The organism is Phreatobacter stygius (assembly GCF_005144885.1).
GTDB lineage: Bacteria > Pseudomonadota > Alphaproteobacteria > Rhizobiales > Phreatobacteraceae > Phreatobacter > Phreatobacter stygius.
The window spans coordinates 5782947-5803925 of record NZ_CP039690.1; the positions used below are offsets into that span (position 1 = coordinate 5782947).

Annotated in this window: 18 protein-coding genes; 9 read left to right on the forward strand and 9 right to left on the reverse strand. The window is 68.1% G+C overall.

The annotated features are described in order from the left end of the window. Positions 1-46 precede the first annotated feature (46 nt). A complete protein-coding gene (locus E8M01_RS27355; protein WP_136963047.1) occupies positions 47-553 on the forward strand; it encodes a peptide deformylase in 507 nt (168 codons plus the stop codon). 113 nt (positions 554-666) lie between these two features. Next, the gene (locus E8M01_RS27360) at positions 667-1203 is read left to right on the forward strand and encodes a class I SAM-dependent methyltransferase (RefSeq protein WP_170182106.1); all 537 of its coding nucleotides are present in this window, start codon (positions 667-669) and stop codon (positions 1201-1203) included. A 197-nt stretch (positions 1204-1400) separates the two neighbouring features. On the opposite strand, the gene E8M01_RS27365 is transcribed toward E8M01_RS27360, so the two are convergent. The 3 genes from E8M01_RS27365 to E8M01_RS27375 form a co-directional block, all read right to left on the reverse strand. After that, positions 1401-2489, reverse strand: a complete 1089-nt coding sequence (locus E8M01_RS27365; protein ID WP_136963049.1) for a helix-turn-helix transcriptional regulator — start codon at positions 2487-2489, stop codon at positions 1401-1403. Between the two features lie 169 nt (positions 2490-2658). After that, positions 2659-3294: a hypothetical protein gene (locus E8M01_RS35625; protein ID WP_246088453.1), complete on the reverse strand. Its 636-nt coding sequence runs from the start codon at positions 3292-3294 to the stop codon at positions 2659-2661. A gap of 29 nt (positions 3295-3323) precedes the next feature. After that, positions 3324-4499 (reverse strand): YadA-like family protein, encoded by a 1176-nt coding sequence (locus E8M01_RS27375; protein WP_170182107.1) that lies wholly within the window; start codon positions 4497-4499, stop codon positions 3324-3326. A gap of 534 nt (positions 4500-5033) precedes the next feature. Between E8M01_RS27375 and E8M01_RS27380 the strand changes: the two genes are divergently transcribed. After that, the gene (locus E8M01_RS27380; protein ID WP_136963051.1) at positions 5034-5348 is read left to right on the forward strand and encodes a hypothetical protein; all 315 of its coding nucleotides are present in this window, start codon (positions 5034-5036) and stop codon (positions 5346-5348) included. A 207-nt stretch (positions 5349-5555) separates the two neighbouring features. On the opposite strand, the gene E8M01_RS27385 is transcribed toward E8M01_RS27380, so the two are convergent. Together E8M01_RS27385 and E8M01_RS27390 are read right to left on the reverse strand one after the other, a co-directional pair. Next, complete coding sequence (locus E8M01_RS27385) at positions 5556-5777, reverse strand: hypothetical protein (RefSeq protein ID WP_136962205.1); 222 nt, start codon at positions 5775-5777, stop codon at positions 5556-5558. Positions 5778-5866: 89 nt separating this feature from the next. After that, on the reverse strand, positions 5867-6091 hold the full coding sequence (locus E8M01_RS27390; RefSeq protein ID WP_136963052.1) for a hypothetical protein: 225 nt from the start codon (positions 6089-6091) through the stop codon (positions 5867-5869). 329 nt (positions 6092-6420) lie between these two features. On the opposite strand from E8M01_RS27390, the gene E8M01_RS27395 reads away from it, so the two are divergent. Beyond that, positions 6421-7617, forward strand: coding sequence for an NAD(P)/FAD-dependent oxidoreductase (locus tag E8M01_RS27395; RefSeq protein WP_136964862.1), 1197 nt, complete (start codon positions 6421-6423; stop codon positions 7615-7617). A 126-nt stretch (positions 7618-7743) separates the two neighbouring features. After that, positions 7744-8280 (forward strand): RrF2 family transcriptional regulator, encoded by a 537-nt coding sequence (locus tag E8M01_RS27400; RefSeq protein ID WP_136963053.1) that lies wholly within the window; start codon positions 7744-7746, stop codon positions 8278-8280. A gap of 48 nt (positions 8281-8328) precedes the next feature. On the opposite strand, the gene E8M01_RS27405 is transcribed toward E8M01_RS27400, so the two are convergent. Continuing rightward, positions 8329-10236, reverse strand: a complete 1908-nt coding sequence (locus E8M01_RS27405) for a GGDEF domain-containing protein (protein ID WP_136963054.1) — start codon at positions 10234-10236, stop codon at positions 8329-8331. Between the two features lie 316 nt (positions 10237-10552). Here E8M01_RS27405 and E8M01_RS27410 point away from each other — a divergent pair, with 316 nt between their 5' ends. Genes E8M01_RS27410 through E8M01_RS27425 form a run of 4 tightly spaced genes read left to right on the forward strand, consistent with a single transcriptional unit; the run spans position 10553 to position 18142 of the window. Further along, the gene (locus tag E8M01_RS27410; RefSeq protein ID WP_211596747.1) at positions 10553-12844 is read left to right on the forward strand and encodes an acyl-CoA dehydrogenase; all 2292 of its coding nucleotides are present in this window, start codon (positions 10553-10555) and stop codon (positions 12842-12844) included. Further along, positions 12841-14163, forward strand: coding sequence for an acetyl-CoA C-acetyltransferase (locus tag E8M01_RS27415; protein WP_246088454.1), 1323 nt, complete (start codon positions 12841-12843; stop codon positions 14161-14163). The genes E8M01_RS27410 and E8M01_RS27415 overlap by 4 nt, the downstream gene beginning before the upstream one ends. Beyond that, the gene (locus E8M01_RS27420) at positions 14163-16277 is read left to right on the forward strand and encodes a 3-hydroxyacyl-CoA dehydrogenase NAD-binding domain-containing protein (RefSeq protein WP_136963055.1); all 2115 of its coding nucleotides are present in this window, start codon (positions 14163-14165) and stop codon (positions 16275-16277) included. Before E8M01_RS27415 ends, E8M01_RS27420 begins: the two co-directional genes overlap by 1 nt. Next, positions 16274-18142 (forward strand): acetyl-CoA hydrolase/transferase C-terminal domain-containing protein, encoded by a 1869-nt coding sequence (locus E8M01_RS27425; RefSeq protein ID WP_136963056.1) that lies wholly within the window; start codon positions 16274-16276, stop codon positions 18140-18142. Before E8M01_RS27420 ends, E8M01_RS27425 begins: the two co-directional genes overlap by 4 nt. Positions 18143-18160: 18 nt before the next feature. Here E8M01_RS27425 and E8M01_RS27430 read toward each other — a convergent pair whose 3' ends face one another. The 3 genes from E8M01_RS27430 to E8M01_RS27440 are packed head-to-tail and all read right to left on the reverse strand — an operon-like array spanning position 18161 to position 20978. Then, positions 18161-19249, reverse strand: coding sequence for an ABC transporter ATP-binding protein (locus E8M01_RS27430; RefSeq protein ID WP_246088455.1), 1089 nt, complete (start codon positions 19247-19249; stop codon positions 18161-18163). A gap of 17 nt (positions 19250-19266) precedes the next feature. Beyond that, positions 19267-20070, reverse strand: a complete 804-nt coding sequence (locus tag E8M01_RS27435) for an ABC transporter permease (protein WP_136963058.1) — start codon at positions 20068-20070, stop codon at positions 19267-19269. Further along, entirely contained in the window at positions 20067-20978 is a 912-nt protein-coding gene (locus E8M01_RS27440) for an ABC transporter permease (protein ID WP_136963059.1), read from the reverse strand. Before E8M01_RS27440 ends, E8M01_RS27435 begins: the two co-directional genes overlap by 4 nt. Between the last annotated feature and the right edge of the window lies 1 nt (position 20979).

Sequence of the window (20979 nt, forward strand, 5' to 3'; positions counted from 1 at the left end):
CGATCGCGCGGATGGGCTAACCCTTGCCGGTTCATGGGAGAGATCCGTGCCGGCGCGACCTGTCATTGCCTATCCGGATCCGCGCTTGCGGTTGAAGGCGCTGCCGGCCGCGGCTTGCGATGAGGCCTTGCGGGCCCTGGCGCACGATATCCTGGACACGATGACCGCAGTCTCGGCCATCGGGCTGACGGCACCCCATGTCGGCGATCTCATCCGTCTGGTGGTCATCCGGCTGGATCCGGCAGCCGAGCCGCTGATCTACGTGAACCCCGAAATCACCTGGGCCTCGCCCGAGACCGCTGTGCAAACCGAAGGCAGCGTCTCCATGCCCGGGGTGACCGAGGCGATCGAGCGGCCGGCACGGGTCAAGGTCGGTTATCTCGATCTCGCCGGCAGCCCCCGAGAGGACGAGGCGGATGGTTTCCTCGCGGCCTGCCTGCAGCATGAGATCGACCAGCTCGACGGCATCTTCTGGATCGACCGGCTGTCGCGGCTGAAACGGGACCGGGTCATCAAGCGCTTCGACAAGCTGCAGCGCCGGGACCGGGCCTGATACCGGCGCGACCCGGTTTCTTTCGGCACCTTGCCGCGGCATGCTCGGCCTCGGGCCGTTCGCTCGACCGGCCATTGCGATGGGAGGCTGCGATCACCCCCTCACATCCTGGCGTGCCGCAAAGGCTGACCTTTGCGGTCGAACGCCTCGCCATCCAGCCGGCCGATCGCCTGCTCGAGATCGGCTGCGGCCGCGGCCTGGCCGTAGCCCTTGCCTGCGAGCGGCTGGGCGAGGCGGGATCCATCCTGGCGATCGATCGCTCGGCGGCCATGATCGAAGCCGCCCGGCTCAGAAACCGCGGGCATGTCGCGTCCGGCAAGGCGCGTTTCCAGGCGGTGAGCCTGGCGGACGCGGCCTTCGCCGGCGCGCGTTTCGACACGGTCTTTGCCGTCAACGTCAACCTGTTCTGGATCGAGGCCGCGCGCGCGCTCGCGATCGTCAGGCGCATTCTCGCGCCGGGCGGCCGTCTGCACCTGGTCTATGAGCCACCCTCGGCCGCGCAGCTCTCCGCCATCGTGGACAAGCTGACAGCCAGTCTCGAAAGCAACGGCTTCGCACTGCAGGCATCAGAAGGCAAGGCGGGCATGCCTTTGATCGGCGTGACGGCACGTGCCGTTTTGTCACCCGAAGGGGTCGCCAGCCACCGATGATCTGATCTTGATCGGCAGTGCCGGCAGATGTTGTCGTGTCGGCAGGTGAGGGGGAGCGTCTGTCCTGCTCTTTTCGTGACGACACGTGCCGTTTCTAATTCCGACGGCGCCATGGCCGCTCGGACGCTGCCGCAGGAGTGGCTGCCTGCCGACGCCCATTCAGTCGCCTTGTCGAGTACCGCGCGCCCTGGCGCGCTTCAGCGCCGCAATGGCCCGGCGCCCTTCAGCAAGGCGACGAGCTGGCTCTGATGATGGGTGCCGGTCTTCCGGAAGATCCGGTCCAGGTAGGTGCGCGTCGTGCTGAACCGCAGGCTCATCGCGGCACCGGCTTCCCTGAGCGCCTGTCCCGACGCGAGCGCCGCGGCGAGCTTCGCCTCGGCCGGCGTCAGATCGAACAGTCCCGTGAGAATGCTCGGCTCGGGCACGATGGCGCTGGCATTCACCGCGGTCACGGCGACCAGTACATCTCCGTCGGTGAAAATATCGCGCGCGGCGCGGCGGAGCGGCAGCAGGTGAACGATCAGCGCCGGCTGCCCGCCCTTCGCGGCAATGGGAATCGACCGCACCACCGGATCGTGCTCGTCGCGTGCGGCCGCGACGGCGTGCCGGAAGAGGCTGTTGGCGGCGGCATCGGTGATGGCCATGCCGCCATGGGCAACCGACAGAAAGACCGTCGGCATGGCCTGCAGAAGGCCGTTGACGGCCAGGACCCGGCCGGACGCCCTGATCACGGCGGCGGGCAGGCCAATGGCATCGAGGGCTGCGACCGTTGCCCGCGCGCGCTCCAGCCCCAGCCGGGCGGCAAGCAGGCCGGCCCGCGCCAGATGCGGGTAGAGGCGATCGAGCGCCGGGATGGCGGTTGGATCATAGCGGCCGTCTCTCGCCCATCGTTCGAGCACGACGACGACAAGCTCGCCGCTCGGCATGGGAATGATCGTTCCGACCTGCTGGCCGAGGCCGAGCGCTTGCAGATTGATGTGGGGCTCGTCGCGCGCGAGCAGGCCCGGCGGGAAATAGTCTTCGGCCGATACGAAACCGGTGAAGGGATTGGCCTGGAAATGCTGGATGCGTTCGCTGCGCCGCCACAGGTCGCTGGTACAAAACCGCTCGATCTCGTCGTGGGAAACCTCGGTCGCCTGAAAGCGCACCGGCTTGATTTCATCGAACACCATCAGCGCGCCGGATGCCGAGCCGGTCAGCCCGCCCAGCGCTCCGAGCACAGCAGGCCAGAGCTCCGGGACGAAGGCCGCTTCATAGATCTGATCGGCAATGTCGTCGAACGTCATGCCGGGCCGCCGCGGTGGTTGCTGCGCCAAACCTCGAACCGACGAGACGCGATCCTCTGAAGAGACCGAGGCTGGCGACCCACCGTGACAAGATCACGGGTTTCGCCGGATGTCACGACTGCACATGCCGGTTTCGAACGCCGAGGGGCGTCTTTCGAGCCGGGTCAGGCTATTGCGGCGGCCTTTGCGGTGGCCGCAGCGGCACCGGGGCCGGGCGTTGTGCCGCCGGCGCCGCGCCGGCCGCGGCCTGGGGACCGGCCGGCGAACTGCTCGCCGGGTCCGCCGGGCCGGCCGGCGGCACGGGTGTCGCCTGGCCGAGATTGAGCGCGATGCCGAACAGTTTCCAGCGGCCCTCGACCGGCGCGAACAGGAGTTCGAAATTGACCTGCAAGGGCACGGACGGGAAGACGCCGGCCATGCGCATCATGCCGTTCGCCTCGATCTGCGGCATGACGGTGAGCTGCGGTTCCAGCACGGTGACGCCGGAGAGGTCGAAATTCTGGCCGCGCAGATTGGCGAAGATCTCGCCGAGCCGCGCGGCCGTGTTGACGCTCTGGAAACCAGGTGCGCCCATGTCGCGCAACACCGTGTAATTGCCGGTCTGGTTGGCATGATGCACGGCGAGAATGGTCGAGCGGATCAGGATCAGCACGCCGTTGCGGTCGATCTGTGCTGGCCTCGGCACCGTCGGTGCGGCGGCAATGGGCGGCGCGCCGGCCGGCCGTGATGCCGCCGGGGCCTGCTGGCCGAATGCGGCATTGGGCAGCAGAAGCCAGACCAGCAGCAGGATGATGGGCGACCTCATCGGGCTCTGGCGCCGCGCGGGCATCCCATCTACCAGGCGAAGGTGATGCCGGCGCGGCCACCGATGCCGCCGCGGCTGGTGCCGATGCCGATGCCGCCATGGACGAAGGCATTGTCGGTCAAGCGCACCGCGGCAGTCGCCGCGAGGCCGTGTTCGCCGCGGAACGTGCCCCAATTGGCCGAGACGGCGAAGCGCTTGCTGTCCGGCAGGTTCGCCCCCGCCATGGCGAGCGCGATCGCCGTGCCTTCGTAGGACCGGCGAATATCGCCCTGCAGGCCGGCGACCGCCGATTCGAGCGCGCCGATCCGGCCGTCGAGCGCCGACAGGCTCGCCGGGCTGATCGGGCTGAGCGCGAGATTGCCGCTGGCATCCGAGGTGACGAATTGGGTCGGGCCGGTCTGCGCCGCCCGGCTGGCGGCCGAACCGATGCCGGCCAGCGTATAGGTGTTGCTCGCGCTGCCGACCATCACCTGATTGGCGCGTGTCGTCGTCGCGCCCCGGCCGATGGCGCTGGCGTTGCTGTGCGCCGCCACGGCGCCGCTGCCGATGGCGGAGGCATTGTCGGCGGTTGCCTGGGCGCCCGCGCCGAAGGCCGACGCGGTGAGGCCCGAGGCCACGCTGGCATTGCCGTAGGACGCGCTGCCGGTGCCGCTCGCCGTCGCGCCGGAACCGGCGGCGACGGCATTGTCGGCGGTTGCCTGGGCGCCCCTGCCGAAGGCCGAAGCGTTGACGCCGGTGGCCCGCGAGGTGGCGCCGAAAGCCGCGGTGTCGACGCCGGTCGCCCTGGCGTCAAAGCCGACCGCGGTGCTCGAGCGGTTGGCGCCCGAAGCGGTCGCCGCGCCGCCGATCGCGACATTGTTGGCCTGGCTGCCCCCAGCGTTTGCGAATTCGCCGATCGCGGTATTGTTGCTGGCGATGCCCGCAGCGTTCGCGCCGAAGCCGACCGCGGTATTGTGGCCCGCATCGCCCCCGGCGCGAGAATCGGTGCCTATAGCGGTATTGTTGGCTTGGTTGCCCTGAGCGAAGGCGTCGGAGCCCAGAGCGGTATTGCCGGCCTGGTCGCCCCGGGCGTTCGCGTCGCGGCCGACAGCCGTATTCTCTCCGATGAATCCGTCAGCCTGTGCGCCGGGTCCACATGCGAAGGCGACCGCGCCCGCGGCTGTGGCTCCTTGTCCGGTGAGCGGGGCGGACCCGTCGGCGCTCACGCCGCAAACACTTCCTGCCCTGGCCGATGTCGGAGCCATCACAGCCGATAGCGCCATCACGGCCGCCAGGACGACGAGCCAGGGAAGCGGCGGTCGCGGGCCGCTGCATTCCCTGGCTCTGAGGCCGGATCCAGGCCGATGCCATTCTGCCGTCATTCGAGCAGGCCCCCGCATCCCCTGGCAACCGCCCCGACGTCGCCGCTGGTCTGGCGACGTGATCGGTTTCCATAGGGCAGTCTGCGCGGAGGGGGAGGCCGATGAACAGTCAGCATATGCTGACTGTTGGTGTGTTGCGGCGGGGTCTGTTGCCGGTTTGCCACAAGCCGATACAGCGATGGCGGGGCCTCCTCATCGGGCGCGAGGCGGCGGCTGGACGCCCTTCGAGCGGCCCGGCGGCCGGTTCCCGCCGATGCGGAACCTGTCGCAACCGCCAGCAAGCCGCATCAATTCCGGGCCATGTCCAGCGCTCCTACCAAGGCGGGCGTCAATGCCCGATCAGCCGGCCGCTGCCGGCCAACCCTTGGAGATGCTGACATGATCGCTCGTCGTTCACTGCTGGCCATCATTGGTGGCGGCCTGGTTGCCGCCGCCATGACGTCGCATGCCAATGCCGGCCCGGCATTCGCCGGTGCCACGCCCGTCGCCGATGGCCCGGCGGCCGATCCGGCGCGCAACGTCGCCGACCTGCGCCGGGGCCTTGCCGGGGCGCGCTCGGGCAACGGGCCACGTGAGATGCAATATTACATCGTGCGCCGGCGCTACTACGTTCGCCGCTATTACGTCCGGCCCCGCCGTCTGGCCGTGCGGTGCTGGTGGAATGGCTATGGCCGCGTCTGCCGCTATTTCTGAGCGGGTGGGCGGATTGAAATCGGTTGCGCGGAACGGGCCTTGCGCGGGTGCAACGAATGCCGCTCGGCGTTACGCCGGGCATGCATGGAAGCCATCATACGGCTTCCGCGCCGGAACAACAGAAAACGCCGGGGTTTGCGCCCCGGCGTTGGTGTTGGGAAGGACCGGCTTGGTGCCGGCCTGCAGGCGCGGTCGGCTGGACCAGGTTCAGTTCGCCGACGAGAAGGCCGAAGACGGCACCTCGCGGTTGATCAGGCTCTGGCCGGCATTCGAGACCTGGCCGTGGCGAGCGGTGAACTCGCGCGGCTGGCTCGGCGCAGTGGCCGAGGCCGACGGCGTTGCGATGAAGCCGGCCGTATCGTCGGCGAAAGCCGGGGCGGCCAGGGCGAGCGGGGCGACCAGGGTCGCGGCAAGGATGAACTTCTTCATGATGGTCTCCATGTGTGTTGTCCGGCTGGCGGTGAACGCCTCAGGCCGGGACGGTTCGAGTGTGCCGAGGCGCCAAGCGGCGCCGGTGCTCAGTTCGTGGACGAGAAAGCCGAGGACGGCACGACTTCGCGGCTGATCAGGCTCTGATCGGCGTTCGAGACCTGGCCGTGGCGGGCGGTGAACTCGCGCGGCTGGTTCGGGGCGTAGGTCGAAACGGCAGGGGTCTCGACGAACCCGGCGCTGTCGTCGGCAAGAGCCGGAGCGGCCAGGGCGAGCGGGGCGAAAAGGGTGGCGGCAAGGATCAGCTTCTTCATGACAGTCTCCATTGGAAAACCCGGTGGTGGGAGGGACACGCCAGATCCGGGATGTTTGTTTCGCTGTCGTCGGGAGGTGTCCGCCGTCGACATCCCGGAGATAGGAGCCCGGCCGATCACGTGCCAATCACGAAATTGAGAAAACGCATGCAAAGTCGCACATCAGTCATTTCATTTGTGCATTGATGCAATTTTAGGCGAAGACCCCAGGAGAGGCGGGGTAGTCCCGTTCACCGGCTTGATCGGCCGTGGCGATGCATTATAACTACGACTCATCGAGTCGTAGTTATAGCCCCGTGGCGACCGAGCAAGATGGAGACGAGCCGGCCATGACGCAGAGAATTCTCATCGTGGGCGCTGGCTTTGCCGGCATGTGGTCGGCGCTGGGCGCGGCACGGCTGCTCGACAGTCAAGGCAAGGCCGACGGCGCGATCGAAATCGCCCTGATTGCGCCCGAGCCGGTCCTGCATGTCAGGCCGAGGCTGCACGAGGCCGGGCCGGCCGGCATGACCGCGCCGCTCGCGGCTCTCTTCGAAGCGGCCGGCATCCGCTACATCCAGGGCCGTGTCGAGCGCCTCTATCCGGAGACATCCAGCGTCGAGGCCGTCGATGCCGGGGGAGGCCGGTTCACGGTCGCCTACGACCGGCTCGTGCTCGCCGCCGGAAGCCGGCTGCATCGCCCGGATCTGCCGGGATTGCACGAATTCGCCCACAGCATCGATCAATTGCACGAGGCCAGCGCGCTGGATGCCCATCTCACCCGCCTGGCCGAATTGCCGGACACGCCGGCCCGCAACACCGTGGTGGTGGTCGGCGGCGGCTTCACCGGCATCGAAATCGCCGCCGAGCTTCCCGCGCGTCTGCGCGCGGCCTTGGGCGCCACCACCGGCATCAATGTCATCGTGGTCGAACAGGCCGCCGATATTGGCCCCGATCTCGGTCCGGGGCCGCGCCCGGCGATCGTCGAGGCGCTCGACGCTCTCGGCATCGTCAGGCGTGTCGGCACGACGGTGACCGCGATCGACGCTGAGGGCCTGACGACCTCGACCGGCGACCACATCGCCGCCCGGACGGTGATCTGGACGGCGGGGTTGCGGGCGAGCCCGCTGACCTCCGAGATCGACGGCCAAAAGGATCACCTCGGCCGCCTGCATGTCGCAGCCGATCTGCGCGTTCCCGGCCACGACACGGTTTTTGCGACCGGCGACGTCGCGTTCGCCCTGACCGACGACCAGGGCCACCACGCCCTGATGTCGTGCCAGCATGCAACCACCATGGGCCGGATCGCCGGGCACAATGTCGCGGCGGACCTGATCGGCCTGCCGACCAGGCCTTACCGGCAGCTGCGCTATGTCACCTGTCTCGATCTCGGCGCCTGGGGGGCGGTCTTTTCGGAAGGCTGGGATCGCCGGGTGACGCTGGTCGGCGCCGAGGCGAAGGCGATCAAGCGGATGATCAACACGCAGCGGATCTACCCGCCGGCCGCCGATCGGAAGGTGGCCCTGGCGGCGGCCGATCCCGGCTGAACCGCCGTCGCATTCGCCGCCGTCCTGCTTGCCGGCGTCGGGTCTGCAAGGGTTGCGCTCGTGGTCGCCGCGCTTGATCCTGCGGCGATTGCTTCTATGGCTACGACAGGAGATGTCGGAGTTGTCATGGCGCACATTACGACGGGGGTCGAATACGGCCTGCACAGCCTGCTTTACCTGGTCGGCAGCGACGATGAAGAGGCGCCGCCGCTGAGCACCCGCGACCTCGCGGAACTGCAGGGCGTGCCGGCCGAATATGTCGCCAAGCTGTTCACCAAGCTGCAGAAGGCCGGCCTGGTGGCCGCGACCGAGGGCGCGCGCGGCGGGTTCCGGCTTGCCCGGGGCGCCGGCGCGATCAGCGTGCTGGATGTCATCACGGCGATCGACGGCGACAAGTCGCTGTTCGAATGCCGCGATATCCGCGGCCGCTGCGCGGTGTTTGGCGGCAAGCCGAAGACCTGGGCGACGCGTGGCGTCTGCTCGATCCACGCCATCATGCTGGAGGCCGAGGCGCGCATGCGCGCCGTGCTTGCCGAGCGCACGCTGGCCGATATCGCGGCGAGCGTCACCGCCAAGACACCGCCTGAATTCGCCGAAGCGGTGACGAAATGGCTGGCCGACCGGGCGCCGCCGCGCCGCCGCGGCCGCCCGGCATCACCGTGAGCCGATGGGGAGGGGAGGCGCCACCCGGGGACGGTCTGCGGACGCGGTTCAGCGCCTGATCTCGCGGGGGCGCGGCTGTTCCGGCAGCGGCGCGTCGATCGCCTGCGGGACGACCGCCAACGACCGCGGCGCGCAGCGGACGCGATTGCGCCCGTCCGATTTGGCCCGATAGAGAGCGGCGTCGGCAGCCTCGATCAGATGATGCCAGGCCTGCTTGCCGCGGCGGCCGCGGGCGACGCCGAAACTGGCCGTCACCGCCAGGCGTCCGCCGCTCGCAACCACGATGTCGTGCTGCTGCAGCGCGAGCCGCATCCGCTTCGCCAGACCGGCCGCGGCATCGATGTCGTCACCCGCAACCAGGATGGCGATCTCCTCGCCGCCGAAACGGGCGACGATATCGCCTGGCCTGAGCACAGACCGCACCAGGCCGGCGACATCGGTGAGCACCTGATCGCCGACCAGATGGCCGTGCCGGTCGTTGACCTGCTTGAAATGGTCGATGTCCATGAGGATCAGGCAGATGTCCCCGCCGAGCCCCTGATAGGCGGCGTCGGTCTCGCCGATCCGTTCGAGTGCGCCGCGGTTCAACAGGCCGGTCAGGCCGTCCGTCTCGGCCAGCAGCTTCAATTGGCCGGTCAGCACCGCGCGTTCCCTGAGCTTGCCGCGCAGCACCTCGATCGCATCGAACAGGCGGTTCATTTCCCTGGCGCGCGAGGGATCGGCGGATGGGGTGACATCGCGATCCTCGGCCAGCGCGATCACCATGTTGCGGGCCAGCAGCAGCGGCCTGAACACGAAGCGTTGCGCCGAGACGATCAGGCCGGCCAGGATCGCCAGAATGGCCGTGGTCAGGCCGGCCGTCGCCGCAAGGGTGCGCAGCGCCCGGTCGCGATCGGCCGAAACCTGTTCGATCGTCTGGTCGAGAAAACCGCGGCGCAACTGCTCGAGCGGCCGTAGCGTCGGCACGAAACGCGCGGTCAGTTCGGCCGGTGTCATCGAATAGTCGCCGGACCGGCGGCCTTCCTGGACGAGATCGTCGAGCATGGTCAGTCCCTGGCCGAAGAACTGCTGTTCGGCAGTGTGCCTGACATCGGCGAGGCGCGGATCGGCGGCGGAATTGGTCTGCCGGCCGACCAATTGCCAAAGCTCGAGCAGGCGGCCGCGAGTCCGGCTGAAGTCGATCAGGTTGGCGAGCGCCAGCGGCTGGCGCGCGGCGATCGGGGCCATGATCTGCGACGCGATCCGGCCGCCATATTCACGCAGATCGCCGAGCATCTGGCCGATGAGGACCGGCCCGGCCAGGCTTGCGTCGCGTTCGATCAGCCGCTGGACCTTCCAGCCTATGGCCGGCTGCAGCAGGTCGACCACCGCGAACATGCTCTCGATGGCATGCTGGATCTCGGCCAGGCGACGATCCTGCAGCGGCATGGCGCCGAGCCGGTCGACCTCGGCGCGGGCGCGGGTCAATTGCTGCAGCACCCGGTCCAGGATGGCCGGCGGGACATGAAGATGGTCCGACGCCGCGGGCGTTCTGGCGTGGCCGGTCAGCTGGGCGAGCGCGGCATCGCTGGCCCTGCGGAACTGGGCGAGACGCTGGCGCGACGCGCTGTCGACGGAGGCTTCTTCTCCCAGCACGCCATTGGTCGGACCGCGCTCGGCGGAGAGCAGGTTGGCGGTTTCCAGGAGCTGCCCATAGTCCGAAACGTCGTGCAGGTTCCGGCGTGCGGTGACGAAATCGTCATAGCTCCGGACCAGCAGGCTCATCGCCAGAACGATCGTGCAGACCGTCACGATGCCGGTGCCGATCCAGAGCTTGCGATGCAGGCTGTGATCGGATTGGCCAAGACCGGATTGGCCAAGTCCGGATTGGCCAAGACCGGGGTCGGTGGATCGACCGGGCTTTCGCCTCAGGCAGGCGATCGATTTGACAAGAAGATCGCCGGGTTTTCGAGTCATCATAGTCCCTTGATATTTAGTATCTCGAGCAATGATTGTTCTTCTTATTGTCTTCGTTGCGCTGCGTTCAACTAAATATTGAAGTGCAATTTCAGGTATCTTTTTACCGTGCTGACCCTAAGTTTTGGTGAAATCGCTTGGTTAAGATTGTTGCGATTGCGCGGCCGTTCATCGCGGGCAAGGTCGCGGTGGCCGGCGCGTGGTCGCGATCATCATGACGCTTCCTCAAGGGTTCGGCGCCGGGCGATCGGCGCCGAGGGAACCCAACGGCGGCCTGCCGCATTCTAGGTTCAGGCGAAATGCGACGATGGTGGCCATGATCCTGCGCTCGATCCGAATGAACGTCCTGTCCCGGCCCATCTTCAACTGGGCCAAGCGCGCCATGCCGCCGATCTCGGAGACCGAACGGGACGCCATCGAAGCCGGCACGGTCTGGTGGGACGGCGAGCTGTTCACCGGCAATCCCGACTGGCAGCAGCTTGTTGCCATGGCGCCGGCGCGGCTGACCGACGAAGAGCAGGCTTTCATGGACGGCCCGGTCCGCGAACTCTGCGGGATGGTCGATGACTGGACCATCACCTGGCACGACCGCGATCTGCCGCCCGAGGTCTGGCGCTACATGCGCGAGCAGCGCTTCTTCGGCATGATCATCCCGAAACGTTACGGCGGCCTGGGTTTTTCCAACACCATGCATTCGGAGGTGGTGCGCACGGTGTCGTCGGCAAGCGTGGTCGCCGGCGTCACGGTCATGGTGCCGAACTCGCTCGGGCCGGGCGAATTGCTCGTGCATTTCGGCACCGACGAGCAGCGCGACTATTGGCTGCCACGCCTCGCCGAAGGTGCGGAAATTCCCTGCTTCGGCCTGACCTCGGCGGATGCCGGTTCGGACGCCGCGGCCATGACCGATATCGGCATCGTCGAGCACGGCCAGCACGAGGGCCGGGAGGTGCTCGGCATCCGGCTGAATTTCCACAAGCGCTATATCACGCTTGGCCCGGTCGCCACCGTCATGGGGCTTGCCTTCAAGCTGCAGGATCCGAACAACCTCCTTGGTCGCGGCAATGATCTCGGCATCACCGTGGCGCTGCTGCCGACCGCGACGCCGGGCGTCCACCATGGCGAGCGGCACATTCCGCAAATGACCCATTTCCAGAACGGCCCGCTGCACGGCGAGGACGTTTTCATCCCCTTGTCCTGGGTTCTCGGCGGCGAGAAGCAGATCGGCGAGGGCTGGAAGATGCTGATGACGGCGCTGGCCGCCGGCCGCGGCATTTCACTGCCGTCCCAGTCGGCCGCGGGCGCGGCGATGTGCGCGCGGGCGACCGGCGCCTATGCCCGGGTGCGCAGCCAGTTCCACGTGCCGATCGGCCAGTTCGAGGGCATCCGGCTGCACCTGGCCGACCTTGCCGCCAATGCCTATCAGCTCGACGCGGCGCGCCGGCTGACGGTCGCAGCACTCGACCAGGGCCACAAGCCCTCGGTCATCTCGGCGATCATGAAATATCATGCCACCGAACGCATGCGGCGATCGGTCGAAAAGGCCATGGATATCCATGGCGGCAAGGCGATCATCGATGGCCCGAAAAACTATCTCGGCGGTCTCTATCGCTCGGTGCCCATCGGCATCACGGTCGAGGGCGCCAATATTCTCACCCGCAATCTGATGATTTTCGGCCAGGGGGCGATCCGTTCGCATCCCTTCATGCTGAAGGAAATGCTGGCGCTGTCGGAGCCCGACAAGGCCAAGGGCCTGGATCAGTTCGACCGCAGTTTCTGGGGCCATGCCGGCCACGCCGTCACGAACACGTTCCGGGCCTTGGGCCGTGGCTGGTCGGGCGGTCGTTTCGCGCCGGCGCCCGCCGGCGTCGGGCTCGCGCATCATTGGCGGATGCTGTCGCGCCATGCGGCGGCCTTCGCGCTGGTCTCGGACCTGGCGCTGCTGACGCTGGGCGGCGCCCTGAAGCGCAAGGAAATGCTGTCGGCGCGGCTCGGCGACATCCTCTCGGAGCTCTACCTGCTCGGCGCCGTGCTGAAGCGTTACGAGGACGAGGGACGGATCGCCGAGGATCAGCCGATCGTCGACTACATCATGGCGCAGGGCGCCGGCCGGCTCGCGCTGGCCTTCGAAGGCGTTTTGGCCAATCTGCCGGCGCGCTGGGCTGCCCATCTCGTCGGTTTCATCGCCTTTCCCCTTGGCGTACCGCGCCGCGAACCGTCGGATGACCTCGCCAACCAGGTCGCCGAGGTCCTGCTGAAACCCTCGGCGCAACGCGACCGCCTGACGCCTGGTCTCTATTGGGGCGAGGGACGGGCGGATCACCCGCTCGCCGATCTGGAGCACGCCTTCCAGCTCGTCGTGGCGGCCGAACCGATCGACCGGAAGCTGCGCGAGGCGAAAATCCGCGATGCCGCGGAGGCGCGCCGCCAGGGCGTCATCGACGATGGCGAGTTCGATCAGCTCGCCCGGCTGAAACAGGCGGTCGATCGGGTGGTTGCGGTCGACGCATTTCCCATGGACGATGTCGCGCCACTTGCAGCGCAGCACGATCATGCCAAGGCCGAGGGGGCCAAGGCCTTCGCGGCGGGTGGGCGCGAGGCTGCGGAATGACGATGTCGGAGGATGCGGGGCCAGCGGCGCGCGACGGCGGCCGGCCGGTCTATCTGGTCGACGGCGCACGAACGCCGTTCCTCAGGGCGCGCGGCAAGCCCGGTCCGTTCACGCCGGTCGATCTGGCGGTCCAGTGCGGCCGGCCTTTACTGCTGCGCCAGCCGTTTCCGCGCGCCGCTTTCGACACGGTCATCCTCGGCTGCGTCAACGTCATTGCCGACGAAATGAACCCGGCACGGGTGGCAGCCCTTCGCCTCGGCCTGGGCGAGGCGATGACGGCTTTCACCGTGCAGATCAATTGCGGCTCGGGCATGCAGTCGATCGACACGGCGTTCCGGACGATCGAGGCGGGCAAGGCCGATCTGATCCTGGCCGGCGGCGCCGAAGCCCTCAGCCATGCGCCGCTGGTGCTGCGGCGCGAGGCGGTGGAATGGTTCGGCCGCTTTGCCGGAGCCAAGTCGGCCTTGCAGAAGGCCGCGGCTCTCGGCGGCCTGCGGCCCGATTTCTTCCAGCCGGTCATTGGCCTCGAGCGCGGCCTGACCGATCCGATCACCGAACTGAACATGGGACAGACCGCCGAAGTGGTTGGCCACCTCTTCGCCATTTCGCGCGCGGCGGCCGATGCCTATGCGCTGGAAAGCCACCGCAGGCTGGCCCGTGCCCAGGAGGCCGGCGACCTCGACAATGAGGTGATACCGGCGATCGCCAGCGACGGTACTCTCTTCGAGAAGGACGACGGCGTCAGGCCGGATAGCACGATGGACAAGCTCGGTGCGCTGAAGCCGGTGTTCGAGCGCCCCTACGGCAAGGTCACCGCCGGCAATTCCTCGCAGATCACCGACGGCGCGTCCTGGGTGATCCTGGCCTCCGAAGCCGCGGTCGAAAAACATCGGCTGACGCCGCTGGCGCGCATCGTCGACAGCGAATGGGCAGCCCTCGATCCCGCGATCATGGGGCTCGGGCCGGTGCTGGCCTCGACCCCGATCCTGGAGCGGCGCGGCCTTGGCCGTGACGACATCGACATCTGGGAGATCAACGAGGCCTTCGCCGCCCAGGTGCTTGGCTGTCTCGCGGCCTGGAACGACGAGCGCTTCTGCCGCGCCGTGCTCGGCCGCGACACGCCCTTCGGCCTGATCGATCACGACCGGCTCAATGTCGACGGCGGCGCGATCAGTCTCGGCCATCCCGTCGGCACGAGCGGCAACCGCATCGTGCTGCATCTGGCCAATACGCTCAGGCGGCGCGGCATGAAGCGTGGCGTTGCCACCGAGTGCATCGGCGGCGGGCAGGGCGGCGCCATGCTGCTGGAGGTGGCGTGATGCGCGACAGATCCGTGCCGGTCCGCGGCGTGCTCGCCGCTCGTGAAATGGCGATGGGGCCGGCGGCGACGCTGACCCGCCTGCGCCATTGGCACCTGAAGAAGGATGACGACGGCATCGCCTGGCTGATCCTCGACCGGGCCGGCGAGAACGCCAATACCCTGTCCGAAGAGGTGATGCGGGAACTCGACACCATGCTCGCCGAGATCGCCGGTCTCGGCGTGAAAGGGCTGGTCCTGCGCTCGGCCAAAACCGGCGGCTTCGCGGCCGGCGCCGATATCCGCGACTTTCGCGGCGTCGCCGATGTCGCCGAGATCGAGGCGCGGATGCGCGGCGCCCACGACATCGTCGACCGGCTGGCCGCCTTGCGCATTCCGACCGTTGCCGTCGTCCACGGCCATTGCCTCGGCGGCGGCCTGGAACTGGCGCTTGCCTGCCGCCACCGCATCGCGGTCGACGGCGCGAGTTTCGGCTTCCCCGAAGTCTTGCTCGGCCTGCATCCGGGGCTCGGCGGAACCTTCCGCCTGCCCACGCTGATCGACCCCATCGAAGCGATGACCATGATGCTGACCGGCAGGTCGGTCCATGCCGCCAAGGCGAGGCGTCTCGGGCTGGTCGATGCCGTGGTCGAGGAGCGCCACGTCGCCCATGCCGTGGGTGCCGCGATATCAGGTGGGCTGAAGCGCGCCGGCCGGGGCTGGATGAGCCCGGCCTTCGCTCTCGGCGCGGCCCGGCGCCTCGCCGGCAAGCGCATGCGCGCGGAAGCCGAGAAACAGGCGCCGGCGGAGCATTATCCCGCGCCCTATCGGCTGATCTCGCTGTGGGAGGAGCATGGCAGCGACAAGAAGGCCATGCAGCCGGCGGAAATCCGCTCCTTCGCGGAACTGCTCGCCGGCAAGACCGCGCAGAACCTGATCCGCGTCTTCTTCCTGCGTGAAGGGCTCAAGGCCCTGGGCAAGGGCGACAGCCGGATCGACCACGTCCATGTCATTGGCGCCGGCACCATGGGCGGCGATATCGCGGCCTGGTGCGCGGCGCGTGGCCTCACCGTCACGCTGGCCGACCTCGACCGCAAGGCGCTCGGCAAGGCGATCGGACGGGCCTCGTCCTTCTACGACAAACGGCTTCATTCCGGCATCGCGCGCCGGGATGCGCTCGATCGGCTGATGCCTGACCTCGGCGGCGACGGCGCAGCGCGTGCCGATATCGTCATCGAGGCGATCGCCGAGGATGCGGAGATCAAGAAAAAGGTCTTTGCGAGCCTCGCCACGGTCATGAAACCGGACGCGATCCTGGCGACCAATACGTCGAGCATCCCCTTGGAGACCCTGCGCGAGGGCCTGGCCTTGCCGGACCGGCTGGTCGGCGTGCATTTCTTCAATCCGGTCACCCGCATGGAACTGGTCGAGATCGTTGCGCACGATCAGGCCAGCCCGGAGACGCTGGCCCGGGCGCGCGCCTTCTGCGGCCGGATCGACCGGCTGCCGGCGCCGGTCCGGAGCTCGCCCGGTTTTTTGGTCAACCGCGCCCTGACGCCCTATCTGAGCGAAGCTTTCGTCATGCTCGACGAGGGCATGCGGAAGGAAACCATCGACCAGGCGGCCAGGGATTTCGGCATGCCCATGGGGCCGATCGAGCTTGCCGACCAGGTTGGGCTCGACATTGGCCTGCATGTTGCCGAGATGCTGAAGCGGTCGCTGGCCGACCCGCTGCCCGACATTCCCGACTGGCTGCGCCAGAAGGTCGCCAAGGGTGAGCTCGGCCGCAAGACCGGCAAGGGGCTCTACGCCTACGACAAGGACGGCAAACCGGTAAAGGCGGAAGCCCCGGCACCCGACGCCGACCTGGCCGACCGCCTGGTCATGCCCATGCTCAACACCTGCGTCAGGCTGTTGCGCGAAGGCGTCGTCGCCGATGCCGATACGCTGGATGGCGCGATGATCTTCGCCACCGGCTTTGCGCCGTTCCGGGGCGGGCCGATCCATTATGCCCGCGAGCGCGGCATCGAGGAGGTCGTCGCGGCCTTGAGCCGTCTCGAAGCGGTCCACGGCGCCAGGTTCCGGCCCGACGAGGGCTGGCGCGATCTGGCAAAGCCGGGGCCGGCCTTGGCATGAGCGGGCCGGCCGTCCACAGCGATGCCGCTGCCATTGCCGACCGCATCATCGATGAGCTGGACGGCCGGATCGTGCTCGGCCTGCCGCTCGGTCTCGGCAAATCGGTCCGGATCGCCGATGCGCTGTTTGCCCGCGCCGCCGCCGACCGGGCCATTCGTCTCGATATCTTCACCGCCTTGACGCTGGAGCCGCCGCGCTGGTCCTCCGACATGGAGCGCCGCTTCGTCGAGCCGTTGAACCAGCGGCTGTTCGCTGGCTACCAGGTGCCGGCCTATGCCAGGGCGCTACGCGACGGCACGCTGCCGGACAATGTGACGGTCAGCGAGTTCTTCCTGCAGGCCGGCCGCTGGCTCGAGGTGCCGGCGATGCAGCAGGCCTATATCAGCGCCAATTACACCCATGCCGCGCGTTATATTTTCGACCGCGGCCTCAATGTCATCGCCCAATTGGTCGCCCGGCGCGGCGAAGGCGAGGCGGCCCGCTACAGCCTGTCCTGCAACAGCGACACCACGCTCGATCTCCTGCCGCGGCTCAAGGCGAGCGGCCGCAAGTTCCTGCTGGTCGGCGAGGTCAATTCAGCCTTGCCCTTCATGGCCGGCGAGGCGGCCTTGCCGGCAAGCGCGTTCAAGCTCGTGCTGGAGACACCGGGAGCGGAGCCGCGCCTGTTCGCGCCGCCCAAGGAGCCGGTCTCGGATGCCGACCATGCCATCGGCATTCACGCGGCAAGCCTGGTCAAGGATGGCGGCACGCTGCAGATCGGCATCGGCTCGCTCGGCGACGCGGTGACGGCGGCGCTGATCATGCGCCATCGCGACCCTGAGCTGTTCGCCGAGACGCTGCGGGGCCTCGACGGCCGCGATACCATCGGCGAGCGCGAGACCGGGCGGTTCGACCTCGGCCTCTATGCGACCAGCGAGATGTTCGTCGATGGTTTCGCCGAGCTCTATCGTGAGCGCATCCTGAAACGCCGGGCCGCCGACGGCGCCTTGCTGCATGCCGGCTTCTTCGTCGGCTCCGAGGATTTCTATCGCTTCCTGCGCGACCTGCCCGACGCCGAGCGCGACCTGTTCCAGATGCGCCCGATCTCCTTCGTCAACGAGATCTTCGGCGATGAGGCGGCCAAGCGTCGCGACCGGGTCGACGCCCGTTTCGTCAACAGCGCCATGATGGTGACATTGCTCGGCGACGTGGTGTCCGACGGCCTCGGCGGCGGCCGCGTGGTGTCGGGTGTCGGCGGCCAGTATAATTTCGTCGCCCAGGCCTTCGCGCTCGACGGGGCCCGCTCGATCATCACCTTGAACGCCTGGCGCCGGTTCCATGGCGAGCGCCACTCGCGGCTCCTGTGGAATTCCGACCACACGACCATTCCCCGGCATTTGCGCGATATCGTGATCACCGAATATGGCGTGGCGGATCTTCGCGGCCGATCCGACCGCGACTGCATCGTCGCGATGCTGGCGATCGCCGACCAGAAATTCCAGGGCGAGCTTGCCGCGCAGGCCCGCAAGAGCCGCAAGCTGGAGGCCGGCTTCCGTTTGCCGGACGCGCACCGGGACAATACGCGCGAGCGCATCGCCGGGGCTTTGCGGGCCGCCAAGGCGCGCGGGTTCTGCCAGCCGTTTCCGTTCGGCACGGCTTTCACCGACGAAGAGCGCAAGCTCCTGCCGGCTTTGGCGCTGCTGCGCGACCGCATGGCCGGCTCCTGGTCGCAGGCCTGGGTCCTGCTCGCCTCGCTCATGGCCGGCGGGGCGCCGGACCGGCATGGTCCCGAGCTCCGGCGCATGGCCCTGGATGTTCCCAAGACAATGTCGGAACGCCTGTACCGGCGGGTCCTGACCTGGGCGCTGGACCAGCAGGCCGGCTGAGACGCACCGTCTCGCCGTTCACCCCGGCGGATCGTTCGGGAAGACGGTGGCGTGGCGGCCGTCCCAGGACAGGCTGACCGCTTGTCCGCGCGTCAGGCTCGCGGCCTCCGCCTCATTGGCATGGTGAAGCGCGAAACAGTCCTTGCCGTCAGCCAGGCGGATCACCGACCGGCGGGCGTTGCCGAGATAGACCACGTCGGTCAGGGTGCCGGTCACGCCGCCGTCATGCTGCGTGGCCGGCTGCAGCCTGAGGCGCTCGGGCCTGATGGCGACGACCACCGACGTGCCCGACCGGGCCGGTTCCGGCGACATCGCCGCGACCGGACTGCCGGCAATGTCGACACGGCAATGCGCGCCATCGGCGCCGGTGACGCGTCCGGGCAGGAAATTGGTCTCACCGATGAAATCGGCGACGAAGCGTGTCGCCGGGCGCTCATAGAGCTCTTCCGGCGTGCCGATCTGCTCGACCCGCCCCTTGTTGAACACCGCGATGCGGTCGCTCATCGTCAGGGCCTCTTCCTGGTCATGCGTGACATAGAGCACCGAGATCCGCCGCTCGCGGTGGATGCGCTTGATTTCGCGCTGCATCTGCTCGCGCAGCTTCTTGTCGAGCGCGCCGAGCGGCTCGTCCATCAACAGCAAGGTCGGGTGATAGACCATGGCCCGGGCCAGCGCGACGCGCTGCTGCTGGCCGCCCGAGAGCTGGCGCGGCAGCCGGTCACCATAATCGGCAAGTCCGACCAGCTGGAGCGCATCGGCAACCTGCCGCTCGCGTTCGGCGCGCCCGACCTGGCGCATTTCCAAGGGGAAAGCGACGTTCCGGCGCACGGTCATGTGCGGAAACAGCGCGTAGTTCTGAAACACCATGCCGATGTCGCGCCGATAGGGCGGCAGCCGGTCGACCGGCTGGCCGCCGAGCCGGATCGATCCGGCATCCGGCTGCTGCAGTCCGGCGACCATCATCAGGGTTGTCGTCTTGCCCGAGCCGGAGGGCCCGAGAAAGGTCAGGAACTCGTCCCGGCGCAGCGCGAGGTCGACGCTCTCGACCGCGACATAGCCGCCGTAACTCTTCTTGACGCCGCTCAGTTCGAGGACCGGTTGCCCCACGCCATTGCCAACAGCCATCACGTTCGTTCGACTCCCGTCCGTCGCCTGAGGATCGATTCGACAAGCAGCGCCACCAGCGCGAAGGCGAAGCAGAGCGAGGCGATCGCCGCGATGGTCGGATCCATGTCGCCCCGGATGTTCGACCACATCTGCACCGCGACCGGCCGGACCCGGGCCGAGCTGACGAACAGCGAGACGATCAGTTCGTCGAACGAGGCGACCGCGGCGAACAGCAGGCCGGACAGGATCGCCGGCAGCAGCAGCGGCAAGGTCACGCGTCGGAACGCCTGGAACGGCGGTGCGCCGAGCGTCGCGGCCGCGTCCTCGAGCCTGGGGTCGAGCGTCCGCAAGGCCGAACTGACGGTGGCCACGACATAGGGCATGGTGATGATGACATGGCCGATGATCAGGCCGGTCAGCGTGCCGTTCAGCCCGAGCCCGCGATAGGCGCCGAACAGCGCGGCGGCCGTGATGATGCCGGGCACGATGATCGGCAGCATCAGCGCCGCGCCGATGACCGACGCGCCGGGGATCCGGCCGCGCACCAGCGCATAGGCGGCGGCGGTGCCGAGCAGGGTCGCGAGGGTCGCCGACGGGATCAGGATCTGGATGCTGACGGTCAGGGCGTCGGTCCAGGCCGGATCGTTGAACAGGTTGCGGTACCAGCGCAGCGACAGCCCGGGCGGCGGGAACTGCAGGAACGACGCGGCGCTGAACGAGATGATCACCACGATCACCAGCGGCGCGATCAGGTAGAGCGCGACGGCGACGCAGATCGCGCCGCGCAGGGTGCGCCAACGGTCGAGGCCATCGCCCTTCATCGCGCCACCGCCTTCAGCCCGACGGTCAGCTGGAGCAGCAGGAGCATCACGCCCGACACGGCGAGCAGCAGCAGCGACAGGGCGCCGGCCATGCCCCAATTGCCGAATTGCGCGATCTGATCCTGGATCAGCTGGGCGATCATGGTCTGGCGCGGCCCGCCGAGCATGGCCGGTGTGACGTAATAACCAAGCGTCGAGATGAACACGAGGGTTGCCCCGGTCAATAGCCCCGGCATGGTCAGCGGCAGATAGACCCGCCAGAACGCCCGGATCGGCCCGGCGCCCAGCGTCAGCGCGGCCTGCATATAGGCCGGATCGATCCGGAGCATGGCGGCATGCAGGGGGAAGATGACGAAGGGCAGCAGCACCTGGACGGCACCGACCAGCAGGCCCGTCATGTTGTAGAGCAAGGGCAGCGGTTCGGCGCTGAGGCCAAGGCCGACCAGCATGGTGTTCAGCGGGCCGTTCCGCTGCAACAGAATGACATTGGCGAAGGTGCGCACCAGCAGGCTGGTCCAGAACGGCACCAGCACGATGAAGATCAGCCAGCGCCGCAGCCGCGCCGAGCCATGGGTCATGGCGTGGGCCACGGGAAAGCCGAGCAGGACGCAGATCGGCGTTGCCGTGGCGCTGATCATGACCGTGTTCCACAGGACCTGCAGGAAGCCGCGCCGCTCCCACAGGTCGGCGAAGTTCTGCAGCCCCACCTGCGGCTGGGTGAAGGCCCGTGACAGCAAGAGCCCGACCGGGCTGACGAAGGCAACGATCAACAGCAGGACGGCCGGCGCGAGCAGGAAAACCCGCCGGTCGAAGCGGCCGGCCGGGCCGGTCGCCGCCCGTTCGCGGCCCGCCGGACGTGCCGGCGGAGCCTCGCCTTGGTGCGGCATCAGGGCGCCCGAGGTGCTCACG